Consider the following 22,350-nt stretch of genomic DNA (forward strand, 5'->3'; position numbering starts at 1 on the left):
GCCCAGCATGAGCCGTGAGCAGCAGATCGTCGAGGCGCTGCGGGCGTCGCTCAAGGAGACCGAGCGACTGCGCAAGCAGAACCGCGAACTGACCGCCGCCGCGGCCGAACCGATCGCGATCGTCGGCATGGCGTGCAGGCTGCCGGGCGGGGTCACCTCGCCCGAACAGCTGTGGGAGCTGCTCGAGCGCGGCGGGGACGCGATCAGCGGCTTCCCCGGTGACCGCGGTTGGGACCTGGTCAGTGCGGTCGAGTACGCCAGGGCGGGCGGATTCGTTGACGCCACCGGGTTCGACGCCGCGCTGTTCGGCATCTCGCCCCGTGAGGCGCTGGCTATGGACCCGCAGCAGCGGCTCCTCTTGGAGGCGAGCTGGGAGGCGCTTGAGCGAGCGGGGATCGCGCCGGATTCGTTGCGGGGCAGTGTGACTGGCGTGTACGCAGGGGCGTCCAACTCCGGCTATGGGTCCGGGGTTCCGCTACCTGCTGAGGTTGCCGGGCACGCGTTGACGGGCACTGCGAACAGCGTGATCTCTGGGCGCGTCGCCTACACGCTCGGGTTGGAAGGGCCCGCGGTCACCATCGACACGGCGTGTTCCAGCAGCCTGGTCGCCTTGCACCTGGCCATGCGGGCATTGCGCGCCGACGAATGTTCGATGGCGCTGGTCGGTGGAGTGACGGTCATCCCGTCGACCGCGGTATTCGCGGAGTTCGCCCGGCAGAACGGCTTGGCTGGTGACGGGCGCTGCAAGTCGTTCGCCGCAGCGGCCGACGGCACCGGGTGGTCCGAAGGCGTGGCCGTCCTCGTCGTGACGAAACTGTCTGACGCACTGGCCAAGGGGTATGACGTCCTGGCCGTTGTGCGCGGGTCGGCCGTCAACTCCGATGGCGCGTCCAACGGGCTGACCGCGCCGAACGGGCCGTCGCAGCAGCGGGTGATCAAGGCCGCACTGGCTGCCGCTGGATTGTCGCCATCTGATGTGGACGCTGTGGACGGGCACGGTACGGGGACCCGGCTGGGCGACCCGATCGAGGCGCAAGCGTTGCTGGCAACCTATGGCAAGGGGCGCACAGAACCGCTGTGGCTGGGGTCGCTGAAGTCCAACCTCGGTCACACCCAGGCCGCCTCCGGAGCCGCTGGCGTAATCAAGATGGTGCTGGCGCTGCAACACGGCGTACTCCCCAAGACCCTGCACGTGGATACGCCCACCCCGCACGCGGCCTGGCAGCGCGGCGCCGTCTCACTCCTGACCGACGCCCGCCCGTGGCCCGAGGTTGACCGGCCCCGCCGGGCGGCGGTGTCGTCGTTCGGGATCAGCGGCACCAACGCGCACATCATCCTGGAGTCCTACGCGACGGAACCGGTTGCGGTGCCGACGGCTGATGAGCCGGTGGTTGTGCCGTTGGTGTTGTCCGCGCGGACCGAGGATGCGCTGCAGGCCCAGGCTGAACAGTTGAGCGTGCTGGACGCGCCGACGGTGGACGTCGCGTGGTCGCTGGTGTCGACCCGGGCGATGTTGGACGAGCGCGCGGTCGCGCTTGACGACGCCGGGTTGTCAGCGCTGGCGAAGGGCGAGTCGGCGCCAGGTCTGGTCCGCGGCTCGGTGGTCGACGGCGACCTCGTGTTCCTGTTCACCGGCCAGGGCTCCCAGCGTGCGGGTATGGGCCAGGCGCTCCGCGTCTTCCCGGTCTTCGCCGAGGTCATCGACGACATCCACGCCCGCCTCCCGTTCGACGACGGCGCCATCGACCAGACCGGCAACGCCCAGCTGGCCCTCTTCGCCCTGCAGGTCGCCCTCTTCCGCCTCGTCGAGTCGTGGGGCCTGCGCCCGGATGCCCTCGTCGGCCACTCCATCGGCGAGGTCGCGGCTGCCCACGTTGCCGGGATCCTCTCCCTCGACGACGCGTGCACCCTGGTCTCCGCCCGCGCCCGTCTCATGCAGGCCCTGCCCACTGGCGGGGCCATGCTCGCCATCGAGGCCGCCGAGCACGAGCTCGACCTTCCCGACGGCGTGGACCTGGCTGCCGTGAACTCCGATCGTTCGATTGTCGTATCGGGGGAACGTGGGATTGTTGAACTGTTCGAACGTAGGATTGTTGAACAAAACCGCCGGGTGAAGCGGCTGACCGTCTCGCACGCGTTCCACAGCCGCTTGATGGACCCGATGCTGGACGAGTTCCGGCAGGTGGTGGCCGGGCTATCGTTCAACAATCCGACAATCCCCTTGCTGACCACGTCAACGGGTGACCCGGCGACGCCCGAGTACTGGGTGCGGCAGGTTCGGGAGACTGTCAGGTTCGCGGATGCGGTCCGAGACCTGGACGAGAGCACGCGGTACTTCGAACTGGGGCCGGACGGGGTGCTGTCCGCGCTGGTGGGTGGCGTGCCCGCGCTGCGGGCCGGGCAGGACGAGCCGGTCGCGCTGGTGACGGCGTTGGCCCGGTTGCACGTCGTCGGTGTGCCCGTCGACTGGACCGCTGTGGTGCCGCGCGCCCGGCGGATCGCGCTGCCGGTGTACCCGTTCCAGCGCTCCCACTACTGGCTCGCCCCGGCGGCGACCGAGGAGTCCGCTGTGGACAGCTGGCGCTACCGCGTCGACTGGTCCCCGGTCACCTTGTCCGAACAACCAGAAACCACCCCTGCCGCCGTCGTCGTACCGCCTGGCGCCGACCCCGCCGCCATCATCGAACTGCTGCGAGAGCCCTCGACCGCGCCGATCTGGGTGCTCACCAAGGGCGCCGTGTCCACCGGACCAGACGACCCCGTGACCGACCCCGCCGCCGCGCGACTGTGGGGACTCGGCCAGGTCGCCGCCCTGGAGCACCCGGATCGCTGGGGCGGCCTCATCGACGTCGACGCGGACCCAGATCCCGCTCAACTCGCGGCCATCATCGCGGGCGACGAGGACCAGCTCGCCCTCCGCTCCCACGGCACCTATGCCCGCCGACTCGTCCCCGCCCCCACGGCCAGCGGAACCCCGTGGCGCGCTACCGGCACCGTCCTCGTTACCGGCGGGACCGGCGCCCTCGGCGGGCACATCGCCCGTTGGCTCGCGGGCCGCGGCGCCGAGCACATCCTCCTCACCAGCAGGCGCGGTCCCGCCGCTCCAGGGGCCGCCGAACTGGTTCAGGAGTTGGCCGACCTCGGAGTCCGAGCCGAAGTCATCGCCTGTGACGTGGCTGATCGCGACGCACTTGCTCGACTGCTGGCGGAACACCACGTCACCGCCGCGTTCCACGCCGCTGGGGTCGTCGCGTCCACGCCGCTGGCCGAGACCACTGTGGACGAGTTCGCGGAGACCGTCCGCGCCAAGGCGGACGGCGCCACCCATCTACACGAGCTTCTGCCAGACGCGCACCTGGTCCTGTTCGGCTCTATCGCCGGGATCTGGGGGAGCGGTGGGCAAGCCGCCTACGCCGCCGCCAACGCTCACCTTGACGCGATCGCGGCTCACCGTCGCTCGCTGGGAAAGCCAGCTACCTGCGTGTCCTGGGGTCCGTGGGCGGGATCGGGCATGCTCGCCGACACCGACGCCGAGGACTACCTCCGTCGCCGCGGCCTCACCCCGATGGCACCCGCTCGCGCTGTCGCCGCCCTCGGTCGCGCACTCGACGCGGGCGACACCAACGTCACCGTGGTCGACATCGATGGCCCCCGGTTCGCCTCGGTCTTCACTTCAGGCCGTCCGAGCCGCCTACTCCCCTGGGCCACGCCGCAGGTAGTCGTTGAGTCCACATGGGATGAGCGCGGCGCGCTGGACCTGGTCCGCGCCGAGGTGGCTGCGGTACTCGGCTACGCGGGCGCGGTCGACGCCAAGAAGCCCTTCAAGGACTTGGGCTTCGACTCGTTGACCGCCGTCGAGCTGCGGGACCGCATCGCGCGGGTCACCGGCCAACGACTACCCGCGTCCCTCGTCTACGACTACCCGACCGCGACTGCGCTCGCCGACCACCTGCGTCGCCAAGCGCGGGGCGAGGACGAGCGGGTACGCGCGGAGGTCGCCACCCGGGTGGACGAGCCGATCGCGATCATCGCCATGAGCTGCCGCTTCCCCGGCGGCGTCGACTCGCCGGAAGCGCTGTGGGACCTGGTCTCCGCCGGACGTGAGGTCGTCGACGAGTTCCCCACCGACCGCGGCTGGGACCTCGACGCACTCCGGTCCAGCTCCCACTCCCTGCGGGGTGCATTCCTCAGCGGAGCGGCGGACTTCGACGCTGAGCTGTTCGGCATCTCCCCGCGTGAGGCCACGGTCCTCGACCCGCAGCAGCGGTTGTTGCTCGAGGCCACCTGGGAGGTGTTCGAGCGAGCCGGGATCGACCCGACTTCCCTGCGCGGGGAGCCGGTCGGCGTGTTCGCGGGCACCAACGGCCAGGACTACGCCGGGGTGGCGTTGGCGTCGGAGGCACTGGCTGGCTACCTGTCGACCGGGATCACCGCGAGTGTGCTGTCCGGCCGGATCGCCTATAGCTTTGGGCTTGAAGGACCAGCGGTCACTGTGGACACCGCATGCTCGTCGTCGCTGGTCGCACTACACCTTGCCGCAAAGGCATTGCGGGACGGGGAGTGCTCGCTCGCCGTTGCCAGTGGGGTGACGGTGATGGCGACCCCTGGTGCGTTCGTCGAGTTCAGCCACCAGCGGGGGCTTGCCGCGGACGGTCGGTGCAAGCCGTTCGCGCAGGCAGCGGACGGAACTTCGTGGGGCGAGGGCGTCGGCGTGCTGCTGGTCGAGCGCCTCTCTGACGCGGTGCGCAACGGACATCAGGTTCTCGCTGTAGTGCGCGGATCGGCCGTGAACTCCGATGGAGCCTCAAACGGCCTGACTGCACCGAATGGTCCATCTCAGCAGAGGGTGATCCTGTCCGCGCTGGCAGCGGCGGGATTAAATCCGTCTGATGTAGACGCTGTGGAAGCACACGGGACGGGCACGGTTCTGGGCGACCCGATCGAGGCGCAGGCGTTGCTGGCAACCTATGGGCAGGGGCGCACCGAGCCGCTGTGGCTGGGGTCGGTGAAGTCCAACATCGGGCACACCCAGGCCGCCGCCGGTGTCGCGGGCGTGATCAAGGTCGTCCAGGCGATGCGGCACGGGATCTTGCCCCCGTCGCTGCACATCGACGCCCCGACCACGCACGTGGACTGGTCGAGCGGCGCGGTGTCGCTGCTGACCGAGTCCCGGCCGTGGCGGACCGGACCACGCCGTGCTGGCGTCTCCTCCTTCGGCGTGAGCGGGACGAACGCGCACGTGATCCTGGAGTCGGCACCGGAGATCGAGGCTGCCCCGGCCGTGGGCGCCCCGGGTTCGGCGTGGCCGCTGTCGGCCGGGTCGTCGGCCGGGTTGCGCGAGCAGGCGGCGCGGCTGCTGGCCTTCCTGGCGGCGGACCCCGAGGTTGACCACGACGCGGTCGCGCACACACTCGTCCAGGGGCGGGCGGCGCTGTCGCACCGGGCTGTGGTGCCCGCGGGTGACGTGCGCTCGTTGACCGCGTTTGCGGAGGGCGGCGGGGACGTCGTCCAGGGTTCTGTGGTCGACGGCAAGCTCGTGTACCTGTTCACCGGTCAAGGCGCGCAGCGCGCGGGCATGGGCCAGGAGCTGCGGGTGTTCCCCGCGTTCGCCGCGACCTTCGACGAGGTGGTGGCGCGCGTCCCGTTCGACGACAGCGCCATCGACCAGACCGGCAACGCCCAGGTCGCCCTGTTCGCCCTCGAAGTCGCCCTCTACCGGCTCCTCGAGTACCGCGGCATCCGCCCCGACGTCGTGGTCGGCCACTCCATCGGCGAGGTCGCGGCCGCCCATGTCGCCGGGATCCTCTCCCTTGATGACGCCTGCACCCTGGTTTCCGCCCGTGCCCGCCTCATGCAGGCACTGCCCACCGGCGGGGCCATGCTCGCCATCGAGGCCGCCGAGCATGAGATCGAACTTCCCGAAGGTGTGGACCTCGCCGCGGTGAATGGCGATCGTTCGATTGTCGTATCGGGGGATCGTAGGATTGTTGAACAGTTCAAACGTCAGATTGGTGAGCAAGGTCGCCGGGTCAAGGAACTGACGGTCTCGCACGCGTTCCACTCGCGGCTGATGGACCCGATGCTGGACGACTTCCGCGCGGTCGTGGCGGGGCTGTCGTTCAACAGTCCGACAATCCCCGTGGTGACCACGGCAACGGGTGACCCGGCGACGGCCGAGTACTGGGTGCGGCAGGTCCGCGAGCCGGTCAGGTTCCACCAGGCGATCACCGGGCTCGCGGACGCCGGCGTCTTCCTGGAGTTGGGGCCGGACGGCGTGCTGACCGCGCTGGCGCAGCAGTCCGTGGCCGCGATCGCGATCCCGACCCTGCGGGCGGGCAAGCCGGAGGTGGATACCTTCGACCGCGCCATCGCCGCCCTCCACGTCCACGGCGTGCCAGTCCACTGGCCAACCCGCGGCCCCGGCGTCGACCTGCCCACCTACGCCTTCCAGCGCACCCGGTTCTGGGCCAAGCCCAAACCCGCTGCCACCGGCCTGGACGCCGCCACGCACCCACTCCTCACCGGCGCCACGCCACTCGGCGACGGCGGCCACCTGTTCACCGGCGCGCTCACCCCCGACGGCTGGTTGGCCGACCACGTCATCCACGGCCGCGTCGTCCTCCCCGGCACCGCCCTGGTCGACCTCGCCCTGCACGCGGGCGCCACAACCGGCACCCCCCACCTGGATGAACTGACCATCGAGGTCCCCCTAACCCTCCCGGCTGCCATCCAAATCGCCGTCACTTCACCAGCCTCCGAAGGCTCCCGCGCCTTCACCATCCACTCCCGCACGGCCGACATCTGGACCCGTCACGCCACCGGCATCCTGAGTCCCTCTCCCAGTACGACCGCCGATGCCGTCACGTTCCCCGATGCGACCGATGCGCTCCCCCTCGACGGTCTGTATCCCGCGCTAGCCGAGGCTGGGCTCGATTACGGCCCCGCTTTCCGAGGTCTGCAAGCGGTGCACCGCACAGCCGATGGCCTGATCGCCGATGTCACCGCCGCCGTGGATATCGGCGGATTTGGGCTGCACCCAGCCCTTCTCGACGCCGCTCTGCACGCACTCGCGGTGGACAGCGGTGGCGCCGCCGCGCGTGTGCCGTTCGCTTGGACCGGGGTCGCACTGCACGCGACCGGCGCCGACCACCTGCGCGTACACATCACCCACACCGGCACGGACACAGTGCGGATCCTGGCCGTGGATCGTGCCGGTGCGTTGGTCGCGATCGTCGAGTCCCTGACCCTGCGCGCCGCGCCTCAGATCGTCGACCGCTCACTTGATGACGCACTATTCACAGTGGACTGGGTCCCGGTCCCGGTGCCCGCGGGGACTGGAGTTCGTGACGTCGTCATTCCGATGCCCGCCAGCGTGGTCGACACCCTGGAACTGGTCCAAGCGTGGATCAAGCACAACCCCGACCCGCGGCTCGTCCTCGTCGGGTCCGGTGCCGTGGCCGCCGTCGTCGGTGACGACATCACCGACCTGGAGGCGGCCGCGTCCTGGGGGCTCGTCCGGGCCGCGCAGTCCGAGCACCCCGACCGGTTCGTCCTCGTCGACTCCGATCACGATGCCGATCACGATGCCGACCTGGCTGGCGCACTCACGCTCGATGAGCCGCAACTGGCCCTGCGCGACGGCGTCGTCCTCGCGCCGAGGCTCATCCGCGCCAAGCCCGGGATCACGTTGCCCGACGAGCCGTGGCGCCTGGATGTCAACACCGGTGGAACGCTGGAGAACCTGACCGCGGTGCCCAACCCCGACCGTCCACTCGCGCCAGGCGAGGTTCGTGTCGAAGTTCGCGCGGCGGGCATCAACTTCCGCGATGTGCTGATCGCCCTCGGTAGCTACCCGGAGCGCGCGATCATGGGCTCTGAAGGTGCGGGCGTCGTCATCGAGGTCGGGGCGGACGTCGACCTGGCTGTGGGGCAACGGGTCTTCGGCCTGTTCTCGGGCGGTTTCGGTCCACAGACCGTTGTGGACCGTCGTCTGATCGCGCCGATGCCAGACTCTTGGTCCTTCACCGATGCCGCTGCCGTCCCTATGGCGTTCCTGACCGCCTACTACGCCCTCGTCGACCTGGCGAACCTGCGCGCGGGCGAACACATCCTCGTACACGCTGCCGCGGGCGGTGTCGGCATGGCGGCGACGCAGATCGCCCAACACCTCGGGGCGGATGTCTACGGGACGGCCAGCCACGGCAAGTGGGCCGCGACCGGCTTGCCAGAAGAACACCTGGCGTCTTCGCGTGATCTCGGGTTCGCCGACAAGTTCCGCCGCGTCGCGGGCCGGTGGGGATTCGACGTCGTGCTGAACTCCCTCGCTGGGGAGTACATCGACGCCTCCGCTCGGCTGCTCGGACCTGGCGGCCGGTTCATCGAGATGGGCAAGGCCGATGTTCGGGACGCGGGTGACTTCCCCGACTCGCGCTACCAGGCGTTTGACCTGAGCGAAGCCGGTCTCGACCGACTCCAAGCCATGCTCCAAGAACTGCTCGTCCTCTTCGGACAAGGTGCCCTGCACCTGTTGCCAACCCGTGCTTGGGACATCCGGGACGCTCGCTCGGCCTTCCGCCACCTCGGCCAAGGGCGGCACGTCGGCAAGAACGTCTTCACCTTGCCCCGACCGCTCGCCTCGGTGCTGATCACAGGCGGCACTGGCGTACTCGGATCTGCCCTGGCCCGGCACCTCGCCACGCAAGGCGTGCGAAAGCTCGTCCTCGTTTCCCGCAGTGGATACGCGAACCCGGACCTGCTTGCCGACCTCGATGGCATCGACGTGGCTGTGGTCGCCTGTGACACAAGCGATCCAGCTGCCCTGGTGGAGGTCATCGCGGCCCACGGGCCGACCGACGTCATCCACGCAGCGGGTGTGACCGATGATGCGCTGGTCACCGATCTCACCCCGGAGCGGCTCAACGCTGTCTTGGCCACGAAGGCGGATGCCGCCAAGGCGCTTGCTGCCCTCGACCTCGACTCGCTGACCTTCTACTCCTCGGCATCGGCGACCTTCGGCACCCCCGGTCAAGCCAACTACTGCGCCGCGAACGCTGTGCTCGACGCGCTCGCCCACCAGCTCCGTGCTCGTGGCAAGCAGGCTGTTTCGCTGGCGTGGGGACTGTGGGAGCAGTCCAGCGGCATCACCGCGTCCCTCTCATCCGCCGACCGCGCTCGCCTCGGCACAGCACTGTCCACAGCGGATGGTCTCACGCTGTTCGACCGGTCTCGCGCTTTCGCGCAGCCCCACCTGCTTCCGATGCGGCTCGATACCCGGTCGCAGCACCCGCTCCTGCGTGGTCTTGGCGTGACTCCACGCCGCCGGGCTCAAGCACCCACCCTGACCGCCGACAACGCGCTTGACCTGGTGCGCGAGCAGGTTGCCGCTGTCCTCGGGTACAGCACCCTCGACGCCGTCGATCCGCGCAGGGCGTTCCGAGACCTCGGGTTCGACTCACTCACGTCGGTCGAACTGCGCAATCGCATCAACGCCGCCGCGGGCCTGCGACTACCGCCGACCGTGGTGTTCGACCACCCGACTCCCACGGCACTCGCCGCGCTCATCGCGCAGGATCGGCCTGTCGCCAAGAAGGTGGTCAATCGCGCGACCGATGCCGGCGCGGACGACATCGTGATCGTCGGCATGGCGTGCCGCTACCCCGGCGGAGTCTCTTCGCCGGAGGAACTGTGGGAGCTGGTCGCATCCGGAGTGGACGCTATCGGCGAGTTCCCGCGCGACCGGGGCTGGGACCTTGACGCGCTCTACGACCCGGACCCCGAGCGACTGGGCACCACCTACACCCGATCCGGCGGATTCCTGAGCGACGCGGCCGGGTTCGACGCCGGCCTGTTCGGCGTGTCTCCGCGCGAGGCCACCGCGATGGACCCGCAGCAGCGGCTCCTCCTGGAGACCGCGTGGGAGGCGTTCGAGCGCGCCGGGATCGCCCCGATGTCACTGCGGGGCAGTCGATCCGGCGTGTTCATGGGCGTCGCGACCTCGCTGTACGGCCTCGACAGCGGGCCGTCCGAAGGGCACTCGCTGACCGGCATCGCGACCAGCGTCGCCTCGGGCAGGCTCGCCTACACTTTCGGACTCGAAGGCCCCGCACTGACGGTGGACACCGCGTGCTCCAGCAGTCTGGTCGCGCTGCACCTAGCCGCCCAAGCGCTGCGCAACGGTGAGTGCACGCTGGCACTGGCCGGTGGCGCGACGGTCATGGCGACCCCGGGGATCTTCACCGAGTTCAGCAGGCAGAAGGGGCTTTCGGTCGACGGGCGTTGTCGCTCCTTCGCCGCTGAGGCCGATGGGACGGGATGGGGCGAGGGCGTCGGCGTCCTGGTCGTCGAGAAGCGGTCCGACGCGATCGCCAACGGCCACGAGATCCTCGCCGTCGTCCGCGGCACGGCCGTGAACTCCGATGGCGCGTCGAACGGGTTGACCGCGCCCAACGGGCCGTCGCAGCAGCGGGTCATCGAAGCGGCGCTGGCGGTCGGTGGTCTGTCCCCGTCCGATGTGGACCTGGTGGAGGCGCACGGGACGGGAACCGTGCTCGGCGACCCGATCGAGGCGCAGGCGCTGGTGGCGACCTACGGGCAGGACCGGGTCGAGCCGCTGTGGCTCGGGTCGGTCAAGTCGAACATCGGCCACACCCAATCGGCCGCGGGCGTCGCGGGCGTGATCAAGGTCGTCGAGGCCCTGCGCCGCGGTGTGCTGCCCCGGACCCTGCACGCCGACCAGGCGACCCCGCACGTGGACTGGTCGGCGGGCGCGGTGTCGCTGCTGACCGAGTCGCGGCCGTGGCCCGCGGTCGACCGGCCGCGCCGAGCTGGGGTGTCGTCCTTCGGGGTGAGCGGCACCAACGCGCACGTGATCATCGAGCACGAGCCAGCACCCTCCGCGCCCGCGACCCGGCCGGTGTCCGCGGCGGTGCCGTGGGTGCTGTCGGCGGCATCGGACGCGGCGCTGCGCGACCAGGCCGCCCGGCTCGCGGCGCACACCGCTGACTTGGCGCCGGTCGACGTCGGGTTGTCGCTGATCACCGCGCGGGCGGACCTTGATCACCGGCTCGTCGTGGTGGGGGACTCGGCGGACGCGCTGCGGGCCGCGCTCGTGGACGCGCCCGGCCGGGTGATCGCCCGGGGGCGGGTTGCGTTCCTGTTCACCGGCCAGGGCGCGCAGCAAGCGGGCATGGGGGAGGGACTGCGCGTCTTCCCGGCGTTCGCGACGGCGTTCGACGAGATCCGGGCTCGGTTGCCGTACTCGGACGCGGAGATCGACCAGACCGGCAACGCCCAGCTGGCACTTTTCGCCGTTGAGGTTGCCCTGTTCCGCCTGCTGGAGTCCTGGGGTGTTAGCCCTGACGTCCTGATCGGTCACTCTATCGGCGAGGTGGCCGCTGCTCACGTTGCCGGGATCCTGTCCCTGGATGACGCCTGCACCTTGGTCTCCGCCCGTGCCCGTCTCATGCAGGCCCTGCCCACCGGTGGCGCGATGCTGGCCATCGAGGCCGCTGAGTCCGAGGTCGATCTCCCTGACGGTGTGGACCTTGCTGCGGTGAATGGCGACCGTTCGATTGTCGTATCGGGGGATCTTGGGAGTGTTGAACTGTTCGAACGTAGGATTGTTGAACAAGACCGCAGGGTGAAGCGGTTGACCGTCTCGCACGCGTTCCACAGCCGCTTGATGGACCCGATGTTGGACGAGTTCCGGCAGGTGGTGGCCGGGCTGTCGTTCAACGATCCGACGATCCCCCTGGTGAACACGTCAACGGGTGATCCGGCGACGGCTGAGTACTGGGTGCGGCAGGTTCGGGAGACCGTGCGGTTCGCCGATGCGGTTCGGGAATCCCGGGCGACGACGTTCGTCGAGGTCGGGCCAGGTGGGGTGCTGTCCGCCCTGGTGCACCACATCGTGGACGACGCTGTCACGGCGCCCGCGCTGCGTCCGGACGAGGTGCCGTCGTTGCTGCGCGCTGTTGGGGTGGCGTGGACGCGTGGGGTCGCCGTCGACTGGGCCGCGCTGTTCGCGCACTGGGGAGCCCAGCGGGTCGCGCTGCCGACGTATGCCTTCCAGCGGAGCCGGTACTGGCTGGAGCCCGCCCGGCGCATCGAGTCCACTGAGGATTGGCGATACCGGGTCGACTGGGAGCCGGTGGTCGACCGTGCTCCCGCGACGGGCAAGTGGGCCGTGCGAGGTGCGGCTGACGTGGCCGACGCACTGCGGTCGGCGGGTGTGACCGTTGTCGATGACGTGGCCGACGCGGACGGCCTTGTGGTCGAGGCCGACGCGCCGGGGCTGATGAGCGTGGTGGCCTCGGCGACCGTGCCGGTCTGGGCGATCACGCGCGGTGGGCTTGAAGCGGCCGAGGTGTCGGGCGTTGGTCGGGTCGCGGCGTTGGAACTGCCCCGGGTCTGGGGCGGCTCGATCGACCTGCCCGAGGGGGCCGACCCCCGGATCGCGGATGTGCTCGGCGGCAAGGAAGACCAGGTGGTCGTCCGCCCGAGCGGCACCTTCGCGCGGCGTCTCCGCCGGGCGCCGCTGGGCACGCGCCGGTCATGGACCGCGGCGGGCCCGGTCATGATCACCGGCGGTACCGGTGCGCTCGGCCTCGAGGTCGCGCGGTGGGTCGTCACCCGTGGCGCGACCGAACTCGTCCTGGTGAGCAGGCGCGGTGGCACCGTGCCCGACCTCGGTGTCCCCGTGCGCGTGGTGACCTGCGACGTCGCCGACCGGGACGCGGTGGCCGACCTGCTGCGCAGGCACCCGGTGTCGACCATCGTCCACGCGGCGGGCGTCGACACCCACACCCCGCTGATCAGCGCCGACGAGACCGCCTACGCCGAGGTGACCCGCGCGAAGGTCGCAGGCGCCCGCAACCTGCACGAGCTCGCCCCCGACGCGCACCTGATCCTCTTCTCCTCCATCGCGGGAGTCTGGGGTAGCAGCGGCCAATCCGCTTACGCCGCAGGCAATGCGTACCTCGACGCCCTCGCTGAACACCGCGCTAGCCTCGGCCTGCGCGCGACCTCCATCGCCTGGGGGCCGTGGGCGGCTGCCGGGATGGCCGCCGGGGACACCTCGGCCTACCTGCGCAGGCGGGGTCTTCGTCCGCTCGCCCCCGCTCGCGCCCTTTCCGCCCTCGGCGATGCCCTTGACCACGGTGACACCGCGATCGTCATCGCCGACGTCGACTGGACCCGGTTCACGGCCGCCTTCACCTCGGTCCGCCCCAGCCCGCTGTTGACCGAGTTCCTGCCGGTCGACGCCGCGCCAACCGCGACGACCTGGGCCGCCAACCTGGCTGAACTGTCCATTCAGGAGCGATCGGCCACCGCGCTCACCCTGGTCCGTGCGCACGCCGCCGCGGCGCTCGGCCACAGCGATCCGGCCGCCATCGAGCCGGACAAGCCCTTCAAGGAGCTCGGCTTCGACTCCTTGACCGCGGTCGACCTGCGCAACCGCCTCGCCGAGACCACAGCCCTGCCCATCCAGGCCACCGCGGTCTTCGATCACCCAACCGCCCGGGCACTGGCTGATCGACTGATCGCGTCCCTGCCCGCCGTGACGAGCGCTGACATGACCAGCTCCCATCAGCGAGAGGTCGACGATCCAGTGGTGATCGTTGGCATGGCTTGTCGCTATCCGGGCGGGGTGAACTCGCCGGAGGACCTGTGGGAGTTGGTCACCGCTGGTGTCGACGCGATCGGTGACTTCCCGGGCGACCGCGGATGGGACCTCTCGGGTGATGTCGCTTACGCCCGGCGCGGCGGATTCGTCGACACAGCAACACAATTCGACGCTGACCTGTTCTCCATCTCGCCTCGTGAAGCGTTGGCCATGGACCCGCAGCAGCGGCTCGTCCTGGAGACCGCCTGGGAAGCGTTCGAGCGAGCGGGCCTCGACCCGCTGTCGCTGCGCGGATCGTCGACCGGAGTGTTCGTAGGAGCCTCGAACTCGGGGTATGGCGTCGGCGCGGAGCTGCCCGCCGAGGTCGAGGGGCATCTGCTTACCGGTACTGCCAACAGCGTCATGTCAGGCCGGATTGCCTACACGCTTGGCCTGGAAGGTCCAGCGGTCACTGTGGACACGGCGTGCTCATCTTCGTTGGTGGCGTTGCACTGGGCTATCCGCGCGTTGCGTGATGGCGAGTGTGACCTCGCGCTCGCCGGTGGTGTCACGGTGATCCCCTCGCCTGCGGTGTTCGCCGAGTTCGCGACCCAGGGCGGGCTGGCTGCGGATGGTCGGTGCAAGGCGTACGCGTCGGCGGCTGACGGGACCGGGTGGTCCGAGGGCGTTGGCGTGCTGGTGGTCGAGCGGCTGTCGGACGCGCTGCGCAACGGACATCGGGTCCTGGCGGTGGTGCGCGGATCCGCGGTGAACTCCGACGGCGCTTCGAATGGCTTGACGGCGCCGAACGGGCCGGCGCAGCAACGGGTCATCCGGGCGGCGCTGGCCTCCGGCGGCCTCGATCCGTCTGATGTGGACGCGGTCGACGGGCACGGCACCGGGACGCGGCTCGGCGACCCGATCGAGGCCGAGGCGTTGCTGGCGACCTACGGCCAGGGCCGTGGAACGCCGCTGTGGTTGGGGTCGTTGAAGTCGAACCTCGGGCACACGCAGGCCGCGTCCGGTGTGGGCGGTGTGATCAAGATGGTGTTGGCGCTGCGGCACGGCGTGCTGCCCGGCACGCTGCACGTGGACGCGCCGTCGCCGCACGTCGCCTGGGGCGCGGGCGCGGTTTCGCTGCTGACGGAGTCGCGGCCGTGGCCCGAGGTGGACCGACCCCGGCGCGCGGCCGTGTCGTCGTTCGGGGTGAGCGGGACCAACGCGCACACGATCCTGGAGCACTACCCAGTGTCCGATCCGGCGACCGATCCGGCGACCGATCCCGTGGTCGGGGTCGAGGAGCGTGCGCTGCCGTGGCTGATCTCCGGGCGGAGCGCGGCCGCGTTGCGGGCGCAGGCCGCGCGGTTGCGCGACTTCGCCGGGCAGCACCCGGTCGCGGCGGTGGCGCGGGGGTTGGCCGCGGGTCGGGCGGACCTCTCGCACCGGGCTGTGGTGACCGGTCACGCGGCATTGGACGCCCTGATCGCCGATCGGCCAGCGGCTGGCCTTGTCCGTGGGGTGGCTGGCGACGGCCAGGTGGCGTACCTGTTCACCGGCCAGGGGTCACAGCGGCAGGCGATGGGCGATGGACTCCGCTTCTTCCCGGTGTTCGCCCAGGCCGTCGATGCTGTTCGCGCTCGCGTCCCCTTCGATGACTCCGCGATCGACGAGACTGGCAACGCCCAGCCTGCTCTGTTCGCCTTGCAGGTCGGCCTCTTCCGCCTGCTGGAGTCCTGGGGTGTTCGGCCTGAAGTCCTGATCGGCCACTCCATCGGCGAGCTGGCTGCCGCCCACGTCGCCGGGATCTTGTCCCTTGACGACGCCTGCACCCTGGTCGCGGCCCGTGCTCGACTCATGCAGGCCCTGCCCGCCGGTGGCGCGATGCTGGCTGTCGAGGCTGCGGAGTCCGAACTTGACCTGCCTGAGGGCCTCGATCTCGCTGCGGTGAACTCGGATCGTTCGATTGTCGTATCGGGGGATCGTGGGATTGTTGACCTGTTTGAACGTATGATTGTTGAACAAAACCGGCGGGTGAAGCGGCTGACCGTCTCGCACGCGTTCCACAGCCGGCTGATGAACCCGATGCTGGGTGAGTTCGCGCGGGTGGCGGAGACGCTGGAGTACCGGCGACCGGAGATCCCGCTGGTGTCGACCTCGGTCGGGGACATGACCACGCCCGAGTACTGGGTGCGGCAGGTGCGCGAGACGGTCCGGTTCGCCGATGCCGTCCGGTCGGTCGACGCCGACGGGGTGCGCACCTGGCTGGAGCTCGGGCCGGAGGGGGTGCTCTCGGCGGCTGTGCAGCAGGTGGTGGCCGCGACCGCCGTCCCGACTCTGCGCGGTGGGCGCGATGACACTGAGTCCACATTGGATGCTCTTGCGCACCTGCACGTCCGGGGCGCGCGCATCGACTGGCCCGCCGTCCTCGGGCGCGCGGTGCCGATCGACCTGCCGACCTATGCCTTCCAGCGCGAACGCTACTGGTTGGAGCCCGCCGCCCCTGTTGCCGACGACACGTTCTGGGCCGCTGTCGAGTCCGGCGAAGTGGCCGCCTCCGCCGAGCTCGCCGCCGTACTGCCCCAGTTGACGGCCCTCCGCCGCGACCACCGCGAGCAATCCACTGTGGACTCATGGCGTTACCGGATCGCATGGCGCCCGATTCCCGATACCGCGCCGACGGTGTCCGGCACGTGGCTGGTGGTCACGCCAGACGGTGTTGTGCCGCAGGACATCCGGTCCGCGCTGGCCGATGTCGAGATCGTCGCCGCCGGGGTCGACGCGCTGCCGGAGGGCGGTGCGTTCGCCGGTGTGCTGGCGTTGGCGCCGGTTGAGGACGTTCTGCGGATCATCCAAGCCGACCTGGCCGCGCCGCTGTGGTGTGTGACCAGGTCCGCTGTCGCGGTCGACGGCGAGTCGGTCGATCCGGTGCAGGCGCGGATCTGGGGACTCGGCCGCGTCGCCGCCGTTGAGGTTCCTGCTCGGTGGGGCGGCATCGTCGACATCCCGTCTGAGCTGGTTGGCCGCGCCGCGCGCCGTTTCGCGTCGGTGCTGGGAGGCGCCGAGAGCGAGGTCGCGGTGCGCGCTTCCGGGGTGTTTGGCCGCCGGTTGCGCCGGGCCGCTGTCGGTGCGCGCGGTGGGTGGACGCCGGACGGGCCGGTGCTGGTGACCGGTGGCACGGGTGCGCTGGGTGCCGAGGTCGCCCGGTGGCTGGTCGACCAGGGTGCGACAGAGCTGGTGCTGGCGAGCCGTCGGGGGCAGGCGGCGCCCGGCGTGGCCGAGCTGGTGGCGGGCCTGGACGCCAAGGTCCACGTCGTGGCGTGCGATGTCGCCGACCGGGCCGCCGTGGCCCGGCTGCTCGCCGATCACCCGGTGCGCGCCGTCTTCCACGCGGCGGGCATCGTCGACGACGGTGTCCTCGACGCGCTCGACCAGGCCCGGTTCGACGCGGTGCTGCGATCCAAGTCCGCGCGCTGGCTGGACGAACTGGCGGACTCAGCGAGCACGTTCGTGGTCTTCTCTTCACTCGCCGGGGTGATCGGCAGCGCGGGCCAAGGCAACTACGCCGCCGCCAACGCCGAGCTCGACGCCCTGATCGAGGCCCGTGTCGCCCGTGGCCGCCCCGGTCTGGCCGTCGCCTGGGGCCCGTGGGCGGGCGCGGGCATGGCGGCCGACGTCGCCACCCGCCTGCGCCGCGGTGGCCTGCGCCCCCTCGCCCCGCGCCGCGCCCTGACCGCGCTGGCGACCGCCCTCGCCGCGGGCGACACCTGCATCACCATCGCCGATGTCGACTGGCCGCGCTTCACCGCCACCGGCCCGCTGCTGGAGGACTTCCCCACCCGCCAACCGACCCGCGAGCCCGTCGGCGATCTCCAGGACCTCGTCCTCACCCACACCGCGGCCGTCCTCGGGCACCCGTCCGTCGACCCCGATCGCGCCTTCCGCGACCTCGGCATCGACTCGCTGACCGCCCTCGAACTCCGCAACTCCCTGTCGACCGCCATCGGCCGGCCACTACCCGCCAGCGTGGTCTTCGATTACCCCACCCCGGTGGCCGTGGCCTCCTATCTGCGATCCCTACTTATCCACAACCCCACCGCCCATCCACAGCCTTCCGCCGCCCCCCTTGCCGAGGCCCCCACCCCGGTAGACTGGAGCGGGGTGGCCCCCCAGGGTGGGTGGGGGCTGCCGACGCGCGCGGGCGGGCGCGTGGCGGAGGGTGGCGGTGGTGGCAAGTCGCCTGATGGGGTGGCTGGTGGTGGGGCCATCGCGATTGTGGGGATGGCCTGCCGGTTCCCGGGCGGGGCGGATGGGCCTGAGGGGTTGTGGCGGGTCGTCCGGGATGGGGTGGACGGGGTTGGGGCGTTCCCGGGGAACCGGGGGTGGGACCTGGCGCGGCTGTTCCACGACGACCCGGAGCGGGCTGGGACCTCGTACGCCCGGGTGGGGGCCTTCCTCGACACGGCGACCGAGTTCGACGCGGGGCTGTTCGGGATCTCGCCGCGGGAGGCCGTGGCGATGGATCCGCAGCAGCGGCTCATGCTGGAGGCTTCGTGGGCGGCGTTCGAAGACGCCGGGGTTGATCCGCGCGGGCTGAAGGGCAGCAGAACCGGGGTGTTCGCCGGGACCAACGGGCAGGACTACCCGGCGTTGCTCCTCGCACACCGGCCAGACCTGGAGGGACACCTCGGGACGGGCAACGCCGCGAGTGTCCTCTCCGGACGGATCGCGTACGCGTTCGGGCTCGAAGGGCCCGCGCTCACCGTGGACACCGCGTGCTCCAGCAGCCTGGTCGCGCTGCACCTGGCGATGAAGGCGCTCAAGGACGACGAGTGCGACATGGCCCTCGCGGGCGGTGTCACCGTCATGTCGACCCCGGGCGCGTTCATCGAGTTCAGCAGGCAGCGCGGACTGGCGCCGGACGGGCGCTGCAAGGCGTTCGCGGACAGCGCCGACGGGACCGGCTGGGGTGAGGGCGTTGGCGTCTTGGTCGTGATGCGGCTGGCGGACGCGCTCACGGCAGGCCACCGGGTATTGGCCCTGGTCAAGGGTTCCGCGGTCAACTCGGACGGCGCGTCGAACGGGTTGACGGCGCCGAACGGGCCGTCGCAGCAGCGGGTCATCCGGGCGGCACTGGCCGATGCCGGACTGAACCCGTCTGATGTGGACGTTGTGGAGGCGCACGGGACGGGAACCGCGCTCGGGGACCCGATCGAGGCGCAGGCGCTGCTCAACACCTACGGGCAGGATCGGGCGACGCCGCTGTGGATCGGTTCGGTCAAGTCCAACATCGGCCACACCCAAGCCGCCGCCGGGGTCGCGGGGATCATCAAGGTGGTCCAGGCGATGCGGCACGAAACCTTGCCGCGCACCTTGCACGTCGACCAGCCCAGCGCCCAGGTCGACTGGACCACCGGATCCGTCGCCCTGCTCACCGAACCCCAGCCCTGGCCCGCTGACCGCCCGCGTCGCGCGGGCATCTCCTCCTTCGGTGTCAGCGGTACCAACGCGCACGTCATCATCGAGGCCTACCCGACCACCGAATCGAGCCAAACGCCGCTCGACGAGCCGACGCCGTTCGTGCTTTCTGCGGCATCCGAGGTGGCCCTACGCGGTCAAGCCAAGGCCCTGCAAGACATCGAGCCGACCCTGGACGTCGCCAACTCGCTCGTGGGCCGTGCGCTCCTCCCGCACCGGGCCGTGGTCTTCGCAGCCAACCCGGCTGAGTTCGCCGATCGGGTGCGAGCTGTGGCGGACGGGCGTGGGCTGGTCGCGGAGGCCGGACGCGGTGGTGTGGCGTTCCTGTTCACCGGCCAGGGTTCTCAGCGAGCCGGGATGGGTCGACAACTCCGCGAGTTCCCGGTCTTCGCCCGCACCTTCGACGAGGTCCGTGAGCGGCTCCCGTTCAGCGACAACGAGATCGACAAGACGGTCAACGCTCAGGCCGCGATCTTCGCCCTGCAGGTCGCCCTCTACCGCTTGGTCGAGTCCTGGGGTGTGACCCCGGACATCCTCATCGGACATTCCATCGGCGAGGTCGCCGCCGCGCACGTCACCGGCGTCCTGTCGCTGGAAGACGCCTGCGCGCTGGTCGCCGCCCGCGGTCGACTGATGCAGGCCCTGCCCGAGGGCGGTGCCATGCTCGCCGTCGAGGCCGACCTCGACGAGATCACCCTGCCCGCGTTCGTCGACCTGGCCGCGGTCAACGGCCCCCGCTCCCTGGTCCTCTCCGGTGATGAGGCCGCCGTGGCCGCGCTGGCCACCCGCTGGTCCGCCGAGGGCCGCCGGGTCAAGCGGCTCACCGTGTCGCACGCGTTCCACTCGCACCTGATGGACCCGATGCTCCCCGACTTCCAGGCGATTGTTCAACAATTGAACATGGGGACAAGTGAACGATCCTTCATCTCAACAGTTCACCCCGCCGCCGACCCGGGCACGCCGGACTACTGGGTGCGCCAGGTCCGCGAGCCGGTCCGCTTCGCCGCCGCCGTGGCCGAGGCCCGGGAGCGCGGCGTCACCCGGTTCCTGGAGCTGGGACCCGACGGCGTGCTGAGCGCGCTGGTCGACGGCGCCGTGCCCACCCTGCGCTCGGGCCGCGACGAGCGCGAGTCCCTGCTCGAAGCGGTGGGCCGACTGCACGTGGCGGGCGTCCCCGTCGACTGGCGGCCGCTGGTCGCCGGTGGTCGCCGGGTCCCGCTGCCCACCTACGCCTTCGACCGGCAGCGGTTCTGGCCGGTCGAGTCCGTCCGCTCCCGCCTCGACGACCTCACCTACACCGTCACCTGGACCCCCGTCCCCGCCCCGGCCACCACCCTCGCGGGCACCTGGGCCGTCCTCGGTGACGACCCCCAGGACATCGCGGGCACCCTCAAGGCCGCGGGCGCCACCGTCGTTCAGGAGGAGACCGCGGACACCACCGGCGTCATCTCCCTCGGTGGCCTCGCCGCGACCGTCGACCTCCTCCGCCGTGACGGCGCCCCGATCTGGTGCGTCACCACCAACGCCGTCACCACGAACAACACCCCCGCCGACCCCGAGCAGGCGCAACTCTGGGGGCTCGGCAGGGTCGCCGCCCTCGAACGCCCGACCCGCTGGGGCGGCTTGGTCGACGGCACCGGCCCAGGCCTCGTCGCCGCCCTCGCAGGCATCGGCGAGGACCAGATCGCCGTGCGCGGACCCGCCGTCCTCGCCCGCCGCTTGACCCGAACGGCCTTGACCCCGACCAGCCCGACCAAGACGTGGCACCCCACCGGCTCCGTCCTCGTCACCGGCGGCACGGGAGCCCTCGGCGCCGAGGTGGCCCGGTGGCTCGTCGACCGGGGCGCCAGCGAACTGGTCCTGGTCAGCCGCCGTGGCCTCGACGCGCCCGGCGCGGCCGACCTCGCCGCCAGCCTCGACGCGCGGGTCCACGTCGTCGCCTGCGACCTCGGCGACCGTGACGCCGTGGCCCGGCTCCTCGAGGAGCACCCGGTGACCGCCATCGTCCACGCCGCGGGCATTCCCGGCGTCACCCCGCTCGCCGACCTCGACGCCGACACCATCGCCGACACGCTGCGCGCCAAGGCACACGGCGCCCAGCACCTCGACGAACTCTCCACAGTGGATACGTTTGTGCTGTTCTCCTCCATCGCGGGCGTGTGGGGCAGTGGTGGCCAAGCCGCCTACGCCGCAGCCAACGCCGCGCTGGACGCCATCGCCGCCCGCAGGCACGCTGCGGGCGAACCGGTCACCTCGATCGCCTGGGGGCCGTGGGCTGGCGCGGGAATGGCCGCCGGTTCGGCCGACTACCTGGGCAAACGCGGCCTCACCGGGCTCGACCCCGCGGTGGCGCTCGACGCGCTCGGCGCGGCGCTGGACGCGGGCGTGCCGAGCGTGACCGTCGCCGACGTCGACTGGCCGCGTTTCGCCGACTCCTTCCACACCGCCCGCCCCGGCACGCTGTTCACCGACCTGCTGGCCACCGACCTGCAGGCCACCACGGAGCCGGTGGCCGAAAGCGACCTGCGCGATCGGCTCGCGGGCAAGTCGGAGGCCGAACAGGACGCGGCGCTGCTGGCCCTGGTCACCGCTGCCGTCGCCGAAGTCCTCGGCTACCAAGGCGGTGTCGACCCGAACCGGGCGTTCCGCGACCTGGGCTTCGACTCGCTCACCGCCGTCGAGTTGCGCGGCAGGCTCGTCACCGCCACCGGCCTCGCGTTGCCCGCGTCGCTGGCGTTCGACTACCCGACGTCGGCGGAGTTGGCCAGGCACCTGCGGGCCGAACTCGGGCCGGTCACCGGGGTCGACGCCCTGCTCGCCGAGTTGGACGCACTGGAGTCGTCGTTCGCGGGCGCCACCCCCGACGGGCTCACCCGGATCAAGCTGGCCGTGCGGTTGCGCTCATTCCTGGCCCGTTGGGACGGTGGTGCCGACACCGAGCCGGTCGACGACCTGGACACCGCCTCCGACGAGGAATTCCTCTCGCTCATCGACCAGGAACTCGGTCGATGACCGTTTCGGACAATGTCGCCGAACAGGTCACCAAGGCCACACGCTCGATGGGTGGGCTTGTTTTGCGCGGAGGTGCGGCACCCGTAGCCGGGCCATGCATTTCGGCTCCCGCTTTGCGGTCCTGTCACGGCTGTCGTAGAGCCTCGCGCAAAACAAGTTCGCCTCGTCGAGTCGCGCGCCTCGCCTGGGAAATGCGTGCTGTAATTGTAGGCGCGCATTCCCCGGTCGGTGTCGGGGTGTCAAGCCCCTGAGCCCTGGTC

The 22,350-nt window shown here is 70.9% G+C and carries 1 protein-coding gene; it reads left to right on the forward strand.

What is annotated here, in order from left to right; translation table 11 throughout:
* The first annotated feature begins 7 nt into the window (after positions 1-7).
* On the forward strand, positions 8-22,090 hold the full coding sequence (locus LV75_RS06115; protein WP_253885665.1) for a type I polyketide synthase: 22,083 nt from the start codon (positions 8-10) through the stop codon (positions 22,088-22,090).
* The last annotated feature ends 260 nt before the right edge of the window (positions 22,091-22,350 follow it).

Origin of the sequence: Actinokineospora diospyrosa (assembly GCF_024171925.1) — a bacterium.
Taxonomy (GTDB): Bacteria; Actinomycetota; Actinomycetes; order Mycobacteriales; family Pseudonocardiaceae; genus Actinokineospora; species Actinokineospora diospyrosa.

Coding starts and splice junctions, on each gene's coding strand:
- LV75_RS06115 (WP_253885665.1), top strand. CDS start 8: ATGAGCCGTGAGCAGCAGATCGTCGAGGCGCTGCGGGCGTCGCTCAAG.